Annotated in this window: 15 protein-coding genes; 7 read left to right on the top strand and 8 right to left on the bottom strand. The window is 35.6% G+C overall.

All coding sequences use genetic code 11. The annotated features are described in order from the left end of the window. The first annotated feature begins 1 nt into the window (after position 1). Positions 2 to 1,615, top strand: a complete 1,614-nt coding sequence (locus B2745_RS02010; protein ID WP_304063009.1) for an arylsulfatase — start codon at positions 2 to 4, stop codon at positions 1,613 to 1,615. A 254-nt stretch (positions 1,616 to 1,869) separates the two neighbouring features. Here B2745_RS02010 and B2745_RS02005 read toward each other — a convergent pair whose 3' ends face one another. Further along, complete coding sequence (locus tag B2745_RS02005) at positions 1,870 to 2,277, bottom strand: OsmC family protein (RefSeq protein WP_304063007.1); 408 nt, start codon at positions 2,275 to 2,277, stop codon at positions 1,870 to 1,872. A gap of 161 nt (positions 2,278 to 2,438) precedes the next feature. On the opposite strand from B2745_RS02005, the gene lipA reads away from it, so the two are divergent. From lipA to B2745_RS01990, 3 genes are read left to right on the top strand one after another with little or no spacing between them, the layout of a single operon-like run. Continuing rightward, positions 2,439 to 3,317 (top strand): lipoyl synthase, encoded by an 879-nt coding sequence (gene lipA / locus B2745_RS02000; RefSeq protein ID WP_304063004.1) that lies wholly within the window; start codon positions 2,439 to 2,441, stop codon positions 3,315 to 3,317. Positions 3,318 to 3,341: 24 nt separating this feature from the next. Then, on the top strand, positions 3,342 to 3,893 hold the full coding sequence (locus tag B2745_RS01995) for an RNA polymerase sigma factor (protein ID WP_304063001.1): 552 nt from the start codon (positions 3,342 to 3,344) through the stop codon (positions 3,891 to 3,893). 21 nt (positions 3,894 to 3,914) lie between these two features. Continuing rightward, positions 3,915 to 4,763: an anti-sigma factor gene (locus B2745_RS01990; protein WP_304062999.1), complete on the top strand. Its 849-nt coding sequence runs from the start codon at positions 3,915 to 3,917 to the stop codon at positions 4,761 to 4,763. Here the strand turns inward: B2745_RS01990 and B2745_RS01985 are convergent. From B2745_RS01985 to uvrA, 4 genes are all read right to left on the bottom strand, one after another. Next, positions 4,760 to 5,386, bottom strand: coding sequence for a pyridoxamine 5'-phosphate oxidase family protein (locus tag B2745_RS01985; protein WP_304062995.1), 627 nt, complete (start codon positions 5,384 to 5,386; stop codon positions 4,760 to 4,762). The genes B2745_RS01990 and B2745_RS01985 overlap by 4 nt on opposite strands. Positions 5,387 to 5,394: 8 nt before the next feature. Further along, positions 5,395 to 6,882, bottom strand: a complete 1,488-nt coding sequence (locus B2745_RS01980; protein ID WP_304062992.1) for an NAD(P)H-hydrate dehydratase — start codon at positions 6,880 to 6,882, stop codon at positions 5,395 to 5,397. 138 nt (positions 6,883 to 7,020) lie between these two features. Continuing rightward, positions 7,021 to 7,221, bottom strand: coding sequence for a hypothetical protein (locus B2745_RS01975; RefSeq protein ID WP_304062989.1), 201 nt, complete (start codon positions 7,219 to 7,221; stop codon positions 7,021 to 7,023). Between the two features lie 39 nt (positions 7,222 to 7,260). Then, positions 7,261 to 10,119, bottom strand: a complete 2,859-nt coding sequence (uvrA, locus tag B2745_RS01970) for an excinuclease ABC subunit UvrA (RefSeq protein ID WP_304062987.1) — start codon at positions 10,117 to 10,119, stop codon at positions 7,261 to 7,263. Between the two features lie 420 nt (positions 10,120 to 10,539). Here uvrA and B2745_RS01965 point away from each other — a divergent pair, with 420 nt between their 5' ends. Together B2745_RS01965 and B2745_RS01960 are read left to right on the top strand one after the other, a co-directional pair. After that, entirely contained in the window at positions 10,540 to 11,997 is a 1,458-nt protein-coding gene (locus tag B2745_RS01965; RefSeq protein ID WP_414691917.1) for a proton-conducting transporter membrane subunit, read from the top strand. Between the two features lie 2 nt (positions 11,998 to 11,999). Beyond that, on the top strand, positions 12,000 to 14,330 hold the full coding sequence (locus tag B2745_RS01960; RefSeq protein ID WP_304062980.1) for a DUF2309 domain-containing protein: 2,331 nt from the start codon (positions 12,000 to 12,002) through the stop codon (positions 14,328 to 14,330). Between the two features lie 260 nt (positions 14,331 to 14,590). On the opposite strand, the gene B2745_RS01955 is transcribed toward B2745_RS01960, so the two are convergent. Then, the gene (locus B2745_RS01955; protein WP_304062977.1) at positions 14,591 to 15,352 is read right to left on the bottom strand and encodes a lytic transglycosylase domain-containing protein; all 762 of its coding nucleotides are present in this window, start codon (positions 15,350 to 15,352) and stop codon (positions 14,591 to 14,593) included. 218 nt (positions 15,353 to 15,570) lie between these two features. Here B2745_RS01955 and B2745_RS01950 point away from each other — a divergent pair, with 218 nt between their 5' ends. Then, positions 15,571 to 16,899, top strand: coding sequence for a pseudouridine synthase (locus tag B2745_RS01950; RefSeq protein ID WP_304062974.1), 1,329 nt, complete (start codon positions 15,571 to 15,573; stop codon positions 16,897 to 16,899). Positions 16,900 to 16,961: 62 nt separating this feature from the next. On the opposite strand, the gene B2745_RS01945 is transcribed toward B2745_RS01950, so the two are convergent. Next, positions 16,962 to 18,137 (bottom strand): hypothetical protein, encoded by a 1,176-nt coding sequence (locus B2745_RS01945; RefSeq protein WP_304062971.1) that lies wholly within the window; start codon positions 18,135 to 18,137, stop codon positions 16,962 to 16,964. Positions 18,138 to 18,985: 848 nt separating this feature from the next. Continuing rightward, positions 18,986 to 20,125, bottom strand: a complete 1,140-nt coding sequence (gene bshA, locus B2745_RS01940) for an N-acetyl-alpha-D-glucosaminyl L-malate synthase BshA (RefSeq protein ID WP_304062969.1) — start codon at positions 20,123 to 20,125, stop codon at positions 18,986 to 18,988. Positions 20,126 to 20,128: the final 3 nt, after the last annotated feature.

The following is a 20,128-nucleotide window of genomic DNA, read 5'->3' as shown; positions in this document are numbered from 1 at the left end:
AATGAAGTTTAAAATCAAGCTCAAATTGAGCTTGATTTTCTTTTTGAATGTAGCATTAACATCTAAAATTTTAGCCCAAAAACCCAATATCATAGTAATCATGGCTGATGATATGGGTTTTAGTGATTTAGGAGCTTATGGCTCAGAAATACAAACTCCTCATTTAGATTGGCTGGCCAAAAATGGAATGAAATTTAATAAGTTCTACAATAATGCCCGGTGTTGCCCTTCCAGAGCCTCATTAATGACCGGATTGTATCCACACCAAGCAGGTATAGGACAAATGGATATTGATTTAAAAATACCTGCTTATCAAGGATATTTAAACCATCAATCTGTTACCATAGCTGAAGTTTTAAAAGATGCAGGCTATAATACTTATATGAGCGGAAAATGGCATATCGGAAATGCCAGAGGACAGTGGCCTGTAGACCGTGGTTTTAATCGTTCGTTTTCCTTAATCAATGGTGTAAGTAATTATTTTGGTACCAAAGCTTATGGGAGTTGGTACGAGTCTTCCTTTGCTATTGATAGCCAACGCATCTACCCAAGTGGAGAAAATTATTATCTTACAGATGCTATAAACGAATATGCAAGTAACTTTATTAAAGAAAATACCAAGGCTAATAAACCATTCTTCTTATATGTTGCTCATGCAGCACCACATTGGCCTTTACATGCTTTGCTAGAAGACATTAAAAAATACGAAACTACCTATTTAAAAGGCTGGGATACTTTACGCCTAGCAAGGTACCATAAGATGATAAAGCAGCATATCATTTCGCCTAAAACGAAGCTTCCAGAAAGAGATGCTGAAATACCTTCATGGGAAAGTGTAAATGAAACAGAAAAAAAAGATTGGACACATAGGATGGCTGTTTATGCTGCCATGATAGATAGGATGGATAAAGGAATTGGAGAAATTATCAAGACTTTAAAACAAGAAAATCAGCTTGAAAATACTTATATTTTTTTCTTATCAGATAATGGCGCTTGTGCAGAAGATAGGGTATTGTTAGATCGGATTTTTAAAATTAACACCAGTAAATATGCTGCCGGAGATAGTTTAAGTTGGCAATCTTATGAAAAACCTTGGGCCAACCTATCAAATACTCCTTTTAGGTTATATAAATCATATCTTGAAGAAGGTGGTATAACCAGTCCTTTTATAGCTTATCATCCAAAAACAATCAAAGCTAATACTTTATCTCCGTACAATGGTCATATTATGGATATTATGCCTACCATTGTTGAGCTGGCAAATGCCCAATATCCAAAAACTTATAAAAATAATCAGATTTTAGCATTAGAAGGAAAATCTTTAATACCTGCTTTATTTCAAAAGAAAGATAAGCATGAAAGATATATCTTTTGGGAACATGAAGGAAATAAAGCTGTAAGGTATAAAAACTGGAAATTGGTAAAACAAAATACCAAAGAGTGGCAGCTCTTTAACCTCAAGAAAGACCCTACTGAACTTACGGATGTACGTTTAAAACACCCAAAAGTAGTTGCACTGCTTATACAAGAACATCAAAAATGGGAACAAAAAGCAGGTGTTTTAGAATGGGGGCCCGATATGCTGCAAAGATGGGAGAACAGAATTGAGAAATAAAGTGGGGAAGTTGAAAGTACAGAGTTGAAAGTAAAAAAAGCCTAAATATCAGACTTAACCGATATTTAGGCTTAATAACCTAGAAAAGTAAAAAGATAAACTAATCAACCAACAACCTTTGCTAATTAAAAAATCAATCCTTCACTCATTCAAAAATCAATCAATATTAAAAAGATTGCTTCTTCGTTCCTCGTCGCACTGACCTAACCGCCTAACCAACCAACAACCTAACAAACTACCACCTAACCAACCATCTACCAATTAAATTTTACTTCTCTTTTGATATCAGGATGTAGGCTATAACGCACTGGGCAAGTTAAAGCTGCATGTTCTAATATCTTTTTATCTTTATCTGAGTATTGATTTTTTAAAGGGAAATCGAAATTCACATGAATTTCTGAAACTCTTCTAGGCTCGGCTGCCATTACTTTGGTAACCTCGGCGCTCAAGCCTGTTAAATCAATACCATGTGTACTTGCTGCTATTCCCATAATCGTCATCATACAATTACCAAAAGAAGTAGCCAGCAAATCTGTTGGAGAAAAAGCCTCTCCTTTACCTTTATTATCTATAGGTGCATCTGTAATAATTTCTTTGCCTGATTGTACATGTGTTGATGTAGTTCTTAATGAACCACTATAAATAATTTTTGAAGTTGCCATATCTAAAATTCAATATCGTTTAAACATAAGAGCAATTGGACTCTTTAAAACAATAATACTACTTTTTACTTTGATTATTTTACAAGAAAAGCACCATTTGTTTAAATAAATTACAGAACAACAACACAACTTTTAATTAAACTATATGTATTTTTGTAACCATGATAGAGTTACCGGTGATACCTGCAAACCAAGTACAACGAAAACCAGACTGGTTAAGAGTGAAGCTTCCTGTTGGAAAAGAGTATGCTCATGTGAGAAGCTTGGTAGACGAGCATAAACTACACACCATTTGCGAAAGTGGTAATTGCCCTAACATGGGCGAGTGTTGGGGTGCTGGTACTGCTACTTTTATGATTTTAGGCAATATTTGTACCCGTTCATGTTCTTTTTGTGCGGTTGCAACTGGCAGGCCTTTAGCTGTGGATACAGATGAGCCAAACCGCGTAGCCAACTCTATCAAGTTGATGAACGTTAAGCATGCTGTTATCACTTCTGTTGATAGAGATGATTTAAAAGACGGAGGTTCTATCATTTGGGCAGAAACCATTAAGGCTATCAGAAGAGAAAGTCCGCAAACCACCATGGAAACCTTAATTCCAGATTTTAAAGGAGTTTGGGATAATCTTTACAGAGTTTGCGAAGAAAAACCAGAAATTATTTCTCACAATATAGAAACGGTTAGAAGATTAACCAAAGAGGTAAGAATACAAGCCAAATATGACCGTAGTATGGAGTGCTTAAAACGCATTTCTGATTTCGGTTTAAGAACTAAATCGGGTATTATGCTTGGTTTAGGCGAGAAAGAGGCAGATGTAATTGAGACATTGAGTGATTTAAAAGCTCATGGTGTACATGTAGTTACTATAGGGCAGTATTTACAGCCTACCAAAAATCATCATCCGGTTGTAGATTGGATTCATCCAGATCAATTCCTAAAATACAAACAAATTGGTATGGAGATGGGTTTTAAATATGTTGAAAGTGGACCATTGGTAAGATCGTCTTACCATGCAGAAAAACACTTGTTTGATTTGTAAAAATTCATCGCTACCTTAGGTAAATTGATTAAGACTAAAAAAATAACGCTGGAAGAACCAGCACTGATTGAAGCCCTACAGCAACACAAGGCAATAGGTGCAGAAGCTTTGTACGATATGTACTCCGCCTCTTTGCTTGGTGTTATATTTAAAATAGTTGCTGATAGAGAAATTGCAGAAGATGTTTTACAGGAAACGTTGGTAAAAATCTGGAATTCTATTCACCAATACGATGCCACCAAAGGTCGATTATTTACATGGATGGTAAATGTTGCTAGGAATTTGGCTATTGATAAACTAAGATCTAAAGATTTTAGAAATCATTCTAAAAACCAAGATATTGAAAACCACGTAAATGCTATAGACGAGCAAAGGAATACAACATATAAGCCCGAGCTATTAGGTGTAAAAGATTTGGTAGAGAAACTTAAGCCCGAACAAAAAAAGATTGTTGAATTAGTTTACTTCCAGGGATATACTCACGTAGAAGTTTCAGATGAACTAGAAATTCCTTTGGGTACCGTTAAAACCCGACTTAGAATGGGTATTATGGAACTTAGAAAATATTTTAAATAATTGGAAGATATTAAAACATACATGGAATCTGGCATTCTAGAACTTTATGTTCTAGGAGATCTTTCACCTGAGGAAAAACTTAAGGTTGAGGAGATGGCTACGCTTTACCCAGAGGTTAAAGCTGAGCTTGCCGAAATAGAGAAAACGTTAGGAGAGTTGGCAGATTCTTATGCTATTGAGCCTTCTGAAGGTTTAAGAGACAATTTCTTAAGTAAACTAACTTTTAACGAAGAAGATACCAATACTTCTATTTCTAATGTTAACTTAAATAATAAGCAGCAAACTTTTTCTAGTCATAACAATGCTAAAGTTATTCCTTTAAACAGTTCTAAACTTAACTTTTATAAGTATTCTTTTGCGGCTTGTTTTACACTCCTTATCATGAGTATAGCTGCTTTATTTGTGCTTTATAATAATTTGCAAGAATCTAAAGAGCAATTAGCTGTGCTACAAAGCAGTAATCAGGATTATGCCAACCAAGTAAATTATCTGGATAAAAAGGTAGAAAGCACTAATGAAATATTAAGCATTTATACCAATCCTGATTTTAAACTGGTAGAACTAAAGGGTACTGCAAATTCTCCAGAATCTAAAATGTTGGTAGCCTTTAATCCAAAGGAACAAAAGGTTATGATAGATATGAAAAATATGTCTATGCCTGCTCATGATGAAAATCATCAATATCAATTATGGGCATTGGTGGATGGCAAGCCTGTTGATTTAGGTGTTTTTGATGGAGTTAACCCAGAAGCTGTCATGAAGAAAATGAAAGCGATAGATAAAGCTCAAGCTTTTGCCGTTACTTTAGAACCTAAAGGTGGTAGTGTAAATCCAACCTTAGAAAAAATGATGGTAATGGGCGCTATTTAAGGTTGCACCCATTTACCTTCCCAAGTATTTCCTACTATATTTTTACTAAAAATAGCTCTTTTATGACCTCTTCTATTTAAAAAGAGCCAATCACAAGTAATAAGTCTTGTTTTAATAACAGCAAAATTATCATAACCATTGCTTACCAGCTGTTCTGTTAAATCTTGATGTGCGATATCGGGAATACCTTCCCAAACTTTTTGAATTTGCGTAGAAGGAGCAGGCTCCACTAAATAGCATTTCCTACTTTCTAATCTTGAGGCCTCCCACTGCTTCTGTGTGAGTTCATTTTGATGGTGAATTTCTGCTATAGCTTTAAATCTAACCTGAATTCTTAAAGCAGCATCATAAAATAGCCAACTTAGGTAAGGATTTTGTCTGATTTGATGCACCTTAGGCGAGCGCATATCTGTATGAAAAATCAAGGCTTCCTCATCCAAAAGAACTCTTCGTAAAACAACCGTTCTTATTTCAGGTGAATTTTCGTTGATGGTAGCAATATATCCTTCATGGAAAGCGGCCTTAGAAGATCTGGTAGCATCATCTAATCGTTTTAATATATCTGGAATAACTTGGTCTAACTCAATTTTTAAAAATAAATCTGTATCGGCTTGCTGAAACATATTTTATATTACATCAATTCTCTTAAAACAGTGGGTATCTTCTTGATTAAGCTGGTTGCTGGTACAACATACATATTTTGAGCTAACTGTTCGCCAGCATAACCATGAGTAAAAACAGCTAATAATACGGCTTTATCTACGGAGTAGCCTTGTGCTATCATACTAGTTATTATCCCAGTTAAAACATCACCCATGCCCCCACTGGCCATAGCGGGCGAGCCTGAGGAGTTAAAATAGCACATCCCTTGTGGGCTAAATATCATCGTATACCTGTTTTTTAACACGATAAATATTTTTTTGTTTACAGCTTCTTCAAAAGCCGTTGCAATTCTATCCCACCAATTTTGATGTATTTTAAACAACCTATCAAATTCTTTCATGTGTGGCGTAATAACAGAGTTTAGGGGTATATTTTTCCATAATTCTGGCCTATTAGCTAAGATATTTAAAGCATCAGCATCCAGAATTATAGGTTTTTTAAAATTCTGGAGGGTTTGTATCAAAAGTTCTTCAGCTTCGGCAGATGTACCTAAACCCGGACCAATACCTATAACATTATATTTTTCCCAGTTTAACTCTGCAAGCTTACTTCTGTTACCATACATAACCTCTGGAACGCGAGCATTTAGAGCGGCTAAACCACTTTTAGGTATCAAGGCTGTAGTTAAACCTGTACCTGCTTTATGACAAGCTTCGGCACATAATAAAGCTGCACCCATAGTTTCATCCTCACCGGCAATAATAAGTGCGCTACCCAGTAAACCTTTATGTTCAAAGGCTTGTCTGGGTTTGATAAATTTCTGAACGTCTTTTTTCCAAAACCAATAATAAGGAGATGAGGTACTTTCGATAAAATTTTCATCCAATCCAATATTTACCACCTTCCATTCTTTAACATAAGGACTTGATGGTGGCAATAAAAAGTTAAGTTTGGGTCTTTGAAAGGTAATGACCCAATCTGATTTAAAAATAGCATCGCCAAGTACTTGTCCTTCTGCAGGTAAGCCAGATGGAATATCAACACTCACTTTAAATCCAGGAAATTGATTGATTTTTTTTACCAATTTAGCATATTCATCTGTTAAAGGACCATTTAATCCAATCCCAAACAAAGCATCAATAACTACATCGGTAGCTTGTATTTCTAATTCTGCCGCCTGTGTTAAATAAAATATTTGAGCATCCAGCTGTTGTAAACTCTCTAAATTATATTTAAAATCTGGACTCGATTTCTCGGTAAAATCTGCTATCCAAACCTGTACAGAAGTGTAATTTTCATTCAGTAACATCCTGGCTATGGCTAAACCATCGCCACCATTATTACCTTTTCCACAAAACACAGCTAGATTGATTTTCTTATCGGTAAAGCGCTCTGTAAAAACTTTTAGAAAAGCTTGAGCAGCTCTTTCCATTAAGTCTAATGAGCTGATAGGCTCGTTTTCTATGGTATATTTATCTGCCTCTCTTATTTGAACAGCATTTAACAGTTTCAGCATGAGCGAATAGTTGTAATGTAAAAATCTTTAAATCAAGTTAAAGATTTTATTTTTAAAACGCTATCTCTTTATAAATGTTTGTAATTATAATTTTAGGGCGATAGTTTACTAGCATTTATCTACTCAAACTGTATGGTTTTAGGAAACTTTATCAGCTTTGAAATAGACTTGATGAGAAATCTTAGCATTTCTAAACATACTATCTAACTTCATTAAAGAGGTCATGACGAAGAATCTTTCAGTATAAGACTTTTTTAACGCATTCCTTAGTAAATCCAACTCTGCTTTTTCAAAATCTGATGTTGAATTTCTATCAATATCTTTTTCCTTTTGCTCCATACAACATACAGTTTATATCCTATTAAAGATTACTAAAATTTACGATACCTTAAACGTGTTGCTAACCATCTCCTTTTTTAAAAACTTACCTGTAAAGCTTTCTTTACATTTAGCCAATCCTTCTGGTGTACCTGCAAAAACGATATTTCCACCTCCTGAACCACCTTCTGGGCCTAAATCGATAACATAATCAGCAACTTTTACAACATCTAAATTATGCTCTATTACTAAAACGGTGTTCCCCTTATCAACCAAAAGTTGTAAAACGCCGAGTAAAACGTTGATATCTTCAAAATGTAAGCCGGTTGTAGGTTCGTCTAAAATATAGAAAGTATTGCCAGTATCTTTTTTTGAAAGCTCGGTAGCCAATTTAACCCTTTGCGCCTCACCTCCAGAAAGTGTGGTAGAAGACTGCCCTAAGGTGATATAGCCTAAGCCAACATCTTTTAAAGTTTTTATTTTTCTGTATATGGATGGAATATTCTCGAAGAAATCAACAGCATCTTCAATACTCATATCCAGCACATCAGAAATAGATTTACCACGATAGCGTACTTCTAAAGTTTCGCGGTTGTAGCGCTTTCCTCCACATTCTTCACATGGCACTTGTACATCGGGTAAGAAATTCATTTCGATAACTTTCATACCTCCACCTTGGCAAGCTTCACACCTTCCTCCTTTAACATTAAAAGAGAAACGCCCAGGCTTATAACCCCTAATTTGAGCTTCTGGCAAAGCCACAAACAGATTTCTGATATCAGAAAAAACACCTGTATAAGTTGATGGATTTGAACGTGGTGTACGCCCAATAGGTGTTTGATCTATTTCTATCACTTTATCTATATGTTCTAAACCTTTAATTTCTTTGTAAGGCATGGGATGCTTTTTAGCCCTAAAGAAATGCTTATTTAAAATAGGATAAAGTGTTTCGCCTATCAGGGTAGATTTTCCGCTTCCAGAAACACCGGTAACACATATCAATTTACCTAAAGGAAAATCAACACTTACATTTTTAAGGTTATTACCTGATGCTTTTTTAAGGGATAAAACATGTCCATTTCCGGCTCTTCGTTCTGTTGGGATATGAATACCTTTTTCTCCGTTAAGGTAAGAGGCTGTAAGTGTATGCGTTTTTAAAAGCTCTTGAGGAGTGCCTTGTGCTACAACCTCACCACCGTGTACCCCGGCAGATGGCCCCATATCAATCACATAATCAGCTTCTAAAATCATATCCTTATCATGCTCTACAACCAAAACGGTATTGCTTAAGTCTCTAAGATCTTTTAAAGCTTTTATCAAACGGTCGTTATCTCTTTGGTGTAGGCCAATAGAAGGTTCGTCTAAAATGTACATCACATTCATAAGCTGAGAACCAATTTGTGTAGCCAATCTAATACGTTGTGCTTCACCACCAGAAAGTGTTCTTGCAGTTCTATCCAGGGTAAGATATTCTAGACCTACATCTAATAAAAAGCCAATTCTGGCTCTTATTTCTTTTAAAATCTCTTTAGCGATAACATTTTGTCTTTCAGAAAGTCGTTCCTCAATACCATCAAACCATGTTTTCAAGTTTTTGATATCCATAGAAGCTAATTCGAAGATATTTTTCTCATCAACCTTAAAATGGAGTGATTCTTTTTTTAAACGAGCACCATCACACTCCGGACAGGTTTTCAGAATACGATAACCTTCTAAATCTATTGCAGCATCTCCCTTTTTTTCATTTTGTTCTTCAAGCATTTTAATAATGCCATCAAACGCTATTTGGTAATTCTCAACATTCCATTTGTTGTACTCTACAGGTACGGTAACCAATTCATCAGTTCCGTGTAATAGAATACGAATAGCCTCATCGCCTAATTTTTCTACAGGTTGTGATAAAGAGAAACCATACTTTTTGCCTAAAGCTTTAATCACTTGGAATATCCAAGTCTCGCGATACTCGCCCAAAGGAGCTAAAGCACCATTTAAAATGCTTAATTTCTTATTAGGGATAACAGATTCTTCATCAACATCAAAAACGTAACCCAAACCATCACACTCCGGACAAGCCCCGTAAGGAGAGTTAAAAGAAAAAGTATTAGGTTGTGGTTCGTCATAAGAAATACCTGTGCTTGGGCACATTAGATATTTAGAGAAATGATATACATTATTCTCTTTATCTGATATTTTGATGATGCCTTTGGCTATTTTTAGTGCTTGTTGTATGGATGCGTATAAGCGCTTTTTATCATCTTGAGAAACAATTAACCTATCTACAACAGTTTCAATATCGTGGATTTTATAACGGTCTACCTGCATTTTAGGTGTTACGTCCATAATCTCCCCATCTACCCTCACTTTTAAGAAGCCTTGCTTTCTAATTTGCTCAAATAATTCGCGGTAATGACCTTTTCTTCCCTTTACAACAGGTGCTAGAATGTTAATGGGCTTGCCATCAAATTGGGTTAAAATCTGATTTAAGATTTGATCCTCAGACATCTTAACCATTTTCTCACCGGTATTATAAGAATATGCATCGCCAACACGGGCAAATAACAGACGCATAAAATCATAAATCTCTGTAATGGTGCCTACCGTAGACCGAGGATTTTTAGAAGTAGTTTTTTGCTCTATAGCGATAACGGGGCTTAAGCCTGATATTTTGTCCACATCAGGGCGCTCCATCCCCCCCATAAACTGACGAGAATAAGCAGAGAAAGTCTCCATGTAACGCCTTTGTCCTTCGGCATAAATGGTATCAAATGCTAAAGAAGATTTTCCCGAACCACTTAAACCAGTAATAACAACCAGTTGGTTACGCGGAAATGAAATATCTATATTCTTTAAATTATGAACCCTGGCACCATAAACTTCTACTTCTGTTTGTTCGCCAAGGTCAATAGGTTTCTTACTCATAAAAAAGCTTTCTGCTTTAAATAAAGATTTTATTTGTGCTTTTGTTTGTTGTTTGTGAGGATTTTCTCGGCTACAAAAATAACAAAAAAAGGCTGGACCACAGGGTTCAACCTTTCTATTTCATTGTCATTTTAATAGATAAAGCTCTTAAACTAATAAACTTCCTTTGGTTACAGTTCGATAATCATATATCTCTGGCTTTCTTATAACCTCTTTCATAAAAGGCAAGACTATTACTCCCCTATTAACAGCCATCCAAACCCGTTTGACGTTTTCTGAATTTCATCATATTATCATAAAAACTATTAATGATTCTCATATAAATTATAAATAAAAATTTATGAATCTAAATCCTAAAATTTGCAAGCGTATTAGAAGTACTGATACTTCTTTAACGCTAAAATCAATATCTCTAAAAAAATGATCTTGGATAAACACCTCAAACAACCTCATCAAACATCAGTATTCAATTTACCAATCATCATCAGCTTATTATTTTGGTTTTTATTTTTAGGAAATTTAGGCTATTTGGCGTATCAATTTCCTAATATGCCAAAATGGGACTATCAAAACTTCATTCGTATAAATGGTTTCACTTTGGTGATTTGGACCACTGTAACTTTCTTTAGCGCTATTTTAAGTAGCTATGCAAGTAACTACCTTCAAGGTTTTAGGTATCAAAATCGTTTTATGATGTTGTGTACGGGATTCACCTTCTCGGTAATGCTTTTTATTGCCTCCAATCACATTGCTTTATTATTAGTTTCATGGTTTGTTATGGGAATCTTTATGGCAAAATTGATAGGTGTAAATACTTCTTGGAGAGAGGCTAAAGAGGCTTCAAAATTTGCTCAGAAATATTTTTTTACCGGAGGTATTTTCTTAAGTGCAGGTGTGCTTTTACTAGCATTTCAATCCAGTAGTCATACTCTTACAGAAATCAATGCTAAGGTTTATCTTTTACCTCAACACATGGTTTTGATAGCTGCTATTTTAATCATTATTGCAGCCATCATTCAATCCGCCATTTATCCTTTTCATCGTTGGCTATTATCTGCCATGACAGCGCCAACACCTGCATCTGCACTCATGCATGCCGGTTTTGTAAATGGGTCTGGCATATTATTATCCTTATTTGCTACCACACTTTTTGCATCAAATACGTTAAATATACTTTTTATTGTAGGTGGTATTACGGCCATCATCGCTCAGTTTGCCAAATTGATACAAGTGAATGCAAAACAAAAATTAGGATGCTCTACCATTGCACAAATGGGTTTCATGATTATGCAGTGTGGGCTAGGATTTTTTAACGCTGCTGTGGTACACCTGATTTTACATGGATTTTATAAAGCATGTTTATTCCTCTCGGCAGGAGAAAACATCGGCTATCAGGAACCTGAAAACGCAGAAAAAATTAAAATCACACCCTTTCAGGCTTTAGTAGTACTTATTTACGGATTGTTGGGAGCATTTTTATTTATGCAATTAACAGGAAAAGGAATAGCTATAAACAGTAGTATTTTTTTAACACTTATTGTTGCCATTACAGTAGGACAAATTACTTATAATATCGTAAAGCAAAAAAGCCTTTCGCCCATGCAAAAAGCTATTGTCCCGCCAGTATTATTCTTTATAGGAATAGGTTTATACGCACTTGTTTACAAAGCGGTTAGCTTATGTATGGCAGATACTCCTATGACTGATGTAGCCCTACCCCTATCAGGAATACAAATTATTGTAGGTATTATCTTTCTGACAGGATTTTTCATTATGAAATTGGGGATTTATCAAAAAATACCTTGGTTATATGTAAAGCTATTAAACGACTCTCAGCCAGCTAAAAATACAGTGTTAATGTTTAAGAACCATTCATGAAGATGAACCCTCAACTCCAATCTAATATCAACAAAGCTTCTGAAGTAATTGGTAAAACTTGGCCACTTTACTCTTTTGTTACTTCTAACCCTTTATCAGGATTTGAAAAATCAAATTTTTTAAGTGCCATTCAGCAGGCTACAAAATACTGGGGAGGATATGCCTTACCCGAAGCATCAGTTTTTGAAGATGCCTGGAAAAATGGAGAGATTAATCAAACCATATTGACGGCTCTTCTGGTCGAAAAAGATTTTAATAAGCAACCCGAGTTTTATTTGCAACAAATGGCAGAGCAATCTCACGAGAAAGGCAAAAATGCAAATCATGATGTAGATAGCATGATGTGCAAATGGTTGGCAGCTTTCTTGGATGAGGGTTTTGCTGAATGGGAAATGCCATACAAATCAGATGGTTTTTTTACTGCTTGGAGAAAACTTGCGAAATACGATAAGGAGCTTAACCATACAAGGAAAGATATTCCTAAAGATGCAACATCTACATTAGAGCTAATTTTAAAAGACTATGATGAAAAAGACCAATTAGAAATTTTCAAATATCATATTGCTGCTTTACCGGGCTGGACTGGTTTTATCAAGCATAGGGTACAAGGAAATACTGCCTGGCAGCAAAAATATCCTATCAGTTTAGCAGATTACTTAGCTGTTAGGTTATGGATTACTAAAAGCAAAGATTCGGAGTTATTACCATTAGCAAGCACCAAACAACAACAAAATACCGATTTAGAGCTTAAATACATTTGGCTAAAAGCATGGGAACAAAGTTGGCAACAGCAGCTTTCTAAAACATTAAAACCGAGCTTAACCTTAGGTTCGATAGCAACTAAAAAGTTATCCGATGCCCAATTTGTTTTCTGTATAGATACCAGATCTGAATTGATGAGAAGACACTTGGAAGCTAAAGGAAATTATGAAACTTTTGGTTATGCAGGCTTTTTTGGAATAGCTATGGATTATAAAAATCCAGAAAATGGCTTAGTAAGAAAATCTTGCCCCCCTATTGTAAACTCGGCTTATCAAGTTACAGAAATTGCTCAAAAAGGTAAGGAGTTGAAATTGTCTACTTATTTAAAACAAGCGGAAGAGACAAAATTCAGCAATTACTTTTTAAAGAGATTAAAAAATATGTTGCCCTCTGCTTTTGGCTTTGTAGAAATATCAGGCTTATTGTATGGCGTATCCTTAACTGCTAGAACAATTTTTCCGGCATATCTAAACAGGATAAAAAAACAGCATAAACCAAATCATGAACATATTTGTGAAACAAGTATACATGCTTATGCTGATGAACATACAGAACTAGGAATACCTATAAGTGAGAAAGCAGCCATTGTAAAATCAGCCTTTGATTTATTGGGATGGAAAGAATTTGCTCCGCTTGTAATTTTTACCGGACATGGCAGTCAATCTGCTAATAATCCTTTTGCATCCAGTTTAGATTGTGGTGCTTGTGCTGCCAGCCCCGGAAGGCACAATGCTAGAATGCTAGCCAAAATTGCAAATCAAAATGCTGTAAGAATTTACTTGAAAGAAGTTTACGAAATTGAAATTCCGGATGATACCTTTTTTATGGGTGCAGAGCATAATACGGCAACAGATGAAATTACGCTTTTTGATAGCCAAGCACCCGAAAGTCATCAACAACTTATTCAGAAACTAAAAAGCGATTTAAAGCAAGTACAACTAAGTGCTGCTAAAGAAAGACTAGGTACTGATAAAGATGCCGTAAAACTAGCATTAAAAAAATCTAACAATTGGGCTGAAACCAGACCAGAGTGGGGTTTGGCGAGAAATGCGGCATTTATTGTAGGACCAAGAAATCTAACAAAAAACCTCCATTTAGGTGGAAGATGCTTCTTACACTCATACGACTGGGAGACAGATAGTGAAGGAAAAGCTTTAGAAAGTATTATGCAAGGTCCAATGGTGGTTGGCCAATGGATAAATAATCATTATTATTTTTCTACGGTAAATAATGACCAATTTGGAGGCGGTTCTAAAATCACGCAAAACGTTATTGGGAAATTTGGAGTAGTGCAAGGAAATGGTGGAGATTTAAAAATAGGCATCCCACTTCAATCGGTTAAGGCATCTGACCAAAAAAATTATCATCAGCCGCTCAGATTATCTGTGGTGATACAAGCACCAACAGCCTGGATTGTTGATATTATTGAAAGAAATGAGCACATCAAAACGTTACTTCACCATGAGTGGATTTATCTGATGGTAATGGATCCGCTTAAAGACAATGATATTAAACTTTATAACAAAAACTGGATTTCAGAAAAAAACCGAGTAGCAGAATTCATAGATTAAGTATTAGGCTATTAGAGCCCTTTCATCTAATATGATGCTATCATATTAAAAGAGAAGAGGCTGTCTCAGAAATCATATTTGTCACATTGAGCGGAGTCGAAATGTTCTCTGATATACTCAAAAAAGGCTTCGACTCCGCTCAGCCTGACATAAAGTGGTAATTTGAGACAGCCTCTTCTCTTTAAAAATACCATCCCAAACCACTAATTTTTTATCTACCAAATAAATAACGATTTGAAACCTTTTTTAGCACTCTTAATCTAAGGTTGATAAGCCATCAATTTGCGAGGGTTATTTATTTTATAACCATACTTTTCAGGCTTTTCGATAACCTCTTTCATAGAAATAAGGCTATATACATATCTACCTGTTTCTCGGTTTAGTTTCAACCTGAAGTAGTTGTCTTCTCCCTGTCTGTTAATTTGTCTTTGTAAACTTCCTTCGCCAACGTTATAAGCTGCTGCAACCAAAGTCCAGCTATTAAACACTTTATATAAATCTCTCAAGTATTTAGCTGCCGCTACGGTAGAAAGATATACATTGGTACGCTCATCAACCTGACTGTTTACTTTTAAACCGTAACTTCTGGCTGTTTGGGGCATAAATTGCCATAAACCTGCTGCACCTTTAGGGGAAACCTTTCCATGAGCCATCCCGGTTTCTACTAATGGGACATACTTAAAATCTTCTGGGATACCATATTTTTTAAGTACAGGTTCTATCACCGGGAACCACTTTTCTGCTCTTTGGTGTAATTTCAAAGTTTGTAACTGACGAAATGAGTTTGCTTTTAAAGCTCTCTTCATTTTATAGTCAATCTTTTCGTCACCCAAAGGGATCATTTCATCAGCAAAACTTAATAATTTCTGAGACTCTTCTTTTGCTGTTTTTTCTTCTGTAGTCTCAATATTTAACGGATTATTTATCTTATCAAACCCGGTGGAATAGCTGTAACCAAACATTTTTGCAACTAAGCAAACTACCAACATCAAGCTACAAGTTATTACGCTTTTACGCTTCATAAATCTTGTTTTAATTACCACTCAACTTTTAAAAGGCTGCAAATATACAACATATAAATCACATTATCAAACACTTACAAAAACAGCACTTTTTAAGCCTTATCAATATGTGTTAAAACAGCTCTATTTATGGCCTGCAATACAGGTGTTTTTCGGCATAAAAAATTGCATATTTTTTGTACATTTGTAGCCCCTCAGCAGAGGATTAAAACGATAACATGTCATTCAATAAAAACAGGAACAGTCGCGACGACAAGTCCGGAAGAGACAGCAACAAACCTTCCAGATCTTCATCATCAAATAGAAGGCCATCATCAGGCGAAAACTCATCAGACAGAAAATCCAAACCTTACAGCGATAGCAGAGAGAGCTCTGGCAGAGAAAGAAAATCTTACGGAGACCAGAAACCTTTTGGGGAAAAGAGGGAAGGTTTTGGCGGTGAGAGAAAATCTTACGGAGACAGAAAGCCTTTTGGAGATAAAAAAGAAAGCGGTTTTGGCGGTGAGAGAAAATCTTACGGAGATAGAAAACCTTTCGGCGATAGAAAAGAAGGTGGTTTTGGCGGTGAGAGAAAATCTTACGGAGACAGAAAACCTTTTGGAGATAGAAAAGAAGGCGGTTTTGGCGGTGAAAGAAAATCTTATGGAGATAGAAAGCCTTTCGGCGATAGAAAAGAAGGTGGTTTTGGTGGTGAGAGAAGAGAGCGTCTGAATGATAAAGAACCACGTCAGTTTAGAAAAAGAGAATCTCAAGGAGAATTTTCTGAAGTAAAAGACGAGCAAGTAAGATTAAGATCCAGACAAACAAAGGGAAATACCAAAAAAGAGGATGATACTATCAGGCTAAATCGTTATATCGCCAATTCTGGAATTTGCTCTAGAAGAAAAGCGGATGAATTGATTGCAGCAGGTGTGGTGAGTGTTAATGGTGTTGTGGTATCAGAACTTGGTGCTAAGGTAAATCCGGCAGTAGATCAAATCCGTTATAATGGAGAGTTATTAAAACGTGAAAAGATGGTTTACGTTTTATTGAATAAGCCAAAAGACTTTATTACCACTACAGACGACCCACAAGAACGTAAAACCGTTATGGAATTGGTTGATAAGGCCAGTAAAGAACGTATTTACCCAGTTGGACGATTAGACAGGAATACTACAGGTTTACTTTTAATGACCAATGATGGTGATTTAGCAGAGAAGTTATCTCACCCAAGAAATAATATTGTTAAGATTTACAATGTTGAGTTAGACAGGAACTTAACACAAGGCGATTTCAATAAAATTGCTTTTGGACTAGAACTAGAAGATGGTTTTATCAAACCTGATGCTGTTAGCTATGTTACGGGCGGAGCCAGAAACGAAATTGGTATACAAATACATAGCGGTAAAAACAGAATTGTTAGAAGAATTTTTGAGAGTCTTGATTATGAGGTAGTAAAGCTAGACCGCGTGATTTATGCAGGTTTAAGCAAAAAAGATTTACCCAGAGGGAAATGGAGATATTTATCAGAACAAGAAATTATCAACTTGAAACACCTTATTAAATAAAAAAAGGGCAGCCATTTTAATCATTGAGCTGCCCTTCTCATTAACACACTTATTTCAAATCTTTAGTGATTCCCTTCGTCATCAAAGTCAGCTCCCAGCATGATGATTTTAGCTGGCTTACCAGCAACTGCTATTTTGCGTTGTTTAGCAAAATTATCACGTTCTAGTTGTATAATTTCTCCACCATTTGGGTTAGTTACATATACAAAATGCTTCGTAGCAGTAACATTAGGCACTAAAGCTCCAGTACCAAAAGAAACGTTTAACTTTATTTCCTGTAATTTTATCAAAGAAGAGCCACTATATAATTGTACGGTACCATCTTCTAATAAAACTAATATGTCTTTACCTTCTGCATCAAATACAGCGCTTCTTATGTTATTTGCTGTTATAACTTTGGTAAAACTGCTATTAACAGAGTTTAATACAAAAGCTCCAAATTTAGATTTGAAACCCAGAAATTTTTGAGATCCTTTACCATAATAAATAGTAGAAAGCCAATTGGCTTCGCCTATTTCAGATGGCCAGTTTACAAGATTCTGAGTTCCATCGCTTTTAACAATTAACATCCCACCAACACTACCAAAAATGGCTGTATTACCATCTCCTGCATCACCATGTATACCTTTGGTAGCAACTGTAGAAGCGTGAACTACTTGTCCGGCAGCATTGACAATTTTTACTCGCTCTGGTAAAGCACCTGAAATACTATTGTCTTTTTGTGTTACTGCATAGGTTCCGTTAGTAAAAACAACTACAGCACCGTGGTGTGCTTGGTCTACTACTACATGGTTGGTTTGTGCCTGAGTATGTAATTTATCTTCTGTAACTATACTTAAAGATGCATCACCATCATTAAAAACTGCTATCTCGTTTCCTAAAGAGTAAAAATGTGTTGGTTTGGCTGCCAAGGCAGTGGTTAAAGCCCACTTGGGTGTACCTTTTAAATGTGCATGGTCTCCGTGAGCCTCTACTCCAGAATCAAAAAAACTTACATGGTTGTTGGCTGTATTTACTACTCCAGCAAAGCGTTTGCTATTGGTTGGATAAATATTGTTAGCAGCAAATTGTGCCTGAAATGATGATTGTGCGCCATCTTTTGGGTTGATGAAAGTAATGGTCTTGTCTTCGGCATCCGCCACTAGTAATCTTACAAACCTATTTTCTTCTATTTCTTCTGTTTGCAGGGTATCGTTATCCTTTTTACAAGCTGCAAAAACAGAAATGAATAAAATCATAAGGTAGAATCTAATTTTTGTTGACATAATTATTTTTATAAGTGAAACAATGTTGCAAATATATACAAATGCAATAATGTTGCAAATAAGAATGCTTTTTTATTTTTGTGTTTTTATTATCCTTTTGTAATTATGCTGAATCGTTATGATTTTACCACTCTTGGTGGTCATAAAGCTACTTAGTATAATTCTTTTATGATTCTAACTTTATGTATCATATTACTTCAATTTATGTTGGTATTGTAATTTTGCATTTGCAACTTAATATGCTGATTATTTACTTCCAAGCATTTGGGTTAAAAAGAACAAAATAGAACCTTATGCAACCGGTTTAGAACAAAATAGAACCTATCAGCTCCTATTGGTTTCACTGCTCTTGCTGCTTAAATAGGTGAAAAATGGTAAAAAACTTGGTTTTTGGTGTTTTCTTCCTTCGGTGTTCCTTCGGATTGCTCTATGTGATCTATGTGTGATGTATGTGTTAGGTGGTTAGTTTGTTAGGTGGTTAGATGGTTAGTTTGTTAGTTGGTTGGGTGGTTGGGTGGTTGGGTGGTTAGTCCCGATAGCGGGAGTTAGGTAGTTAGACAGTGTTGTTCGGTTATGGTAGTGAAACGCATGCCGAACTTCGGTGGAATTATAATTTGGTTTCATCTCTTGGGTTGTATAGGTTTAACCGCAAAGATTTTTTAATGTTTTAACCGCTGCGGGCGCAAAGTTCGCAGAGTTGCTTAAATAATTTTTACCTAGTTGGATATTAAAATCTCTTAACAGTTTTCATACATATTCCATTTTTTTAATATCTACCGTTCTTTCTGTTACTTAGAGGGCCTCATCAATACTTAGAAAATCTAAAGCACTACTTTACTTTTCTCAATAACTTCTTCGTAGTAATTTTCATAAATGGGTAAAATCAAACTTAAATCAAATTCTTTTGCTCTTTTAATGGCATTTTCTTTAAAAGTTTGTAGAATTTGGGCATCTTGTAAAATATAAACTGCATGAGCTGCCATTCCGTCAACATCGCCTACATTGTTTAAAAAGCCTGTAACTCCGTTTACATTAAGTTCTGGTAAGCCGCCGGTATTAGATGAAATTACAGGGACTTTACACGCCATAGCTTCTAAAGCTGCTAAACCGAAACTTTCTGATTCTGAAGGCATCAAAAATAAATCTGATACAGATAAAATCTCTTCTACTGCATCTTGTTTGCCTAAAAATCTTACATGCTCACAAACTTGCAACTCACGGCATAATGCTTCACAATTTACACGTTCTGGACCATCGCCAACCATCAATAATTTTGCAGGAACTTTGCTTAAGATCTGTTTGAAAATATGGATGACATCTTGCGTACGCTTAACTTTTCTGAAATTTGAGGTATGTACCAGAATACGCTCTCCGAATGGCGCAATAGCCTTTTTAAAGTGGTCTTTAGGTTTTAAGCTAAACCTTTGTAAATCTATAAAATTTGGGATAACTCGTATTTCTTTTTGAATATCAAAATGATCATAGGTAGCTTTTTTCAAATCTTCTGAAACTGCTGTAACACCATCAGATTGGTTGATAGAAAAAGTAACTACTGGTTTGTAAGTTAAATCTTTACCAACCAAAGTAATATCTGTACCGTGTAAGGTGGTTACAACGGGTATATGTATGCCATAAGTAGCCAAAATTTGCTTGGCCATAAAAGCGGCAGAAGCATGCGGAATAGCATAATGTACATGAAGGATATCTAATTTTTCAAATCTTACTACATCTACCATTTTGCTAGACAGCGCAAGCTCATAAGGTGCATAATCAAACAAAGGATAGTTTGATACTGAAACTTCGTGATAGAATAAATTTTCTGAAAAAAAATCTAAACGGGCAGGCTGGCTGTAGGTTATGAAATGAACCTGATGACCATGATCAGCAAGTGCTTTACCTAATTCTGTAGCTACAACTCCGCTTCCTCCAAAAGTTGGATAGCAAACTATTCCTATTCTCATTTT

It is taken from the genome of Pedobacter glucosidilyticus, assembly GCF_002483235.1.
In the GTDB taxonomy this organism is placed as follows: Bacteria; Bacteroidota; Bacteroidia; order Sphingobacteriales; family Sphingobacteriaceae; genus Pseudopedobacter; species Pseudopedobacter glucosidilyticum_B.
Note: the sequence above shows the minus strand (reverse complement) of the source record. Positions and strands in the feature narration are given on the sequence as shown.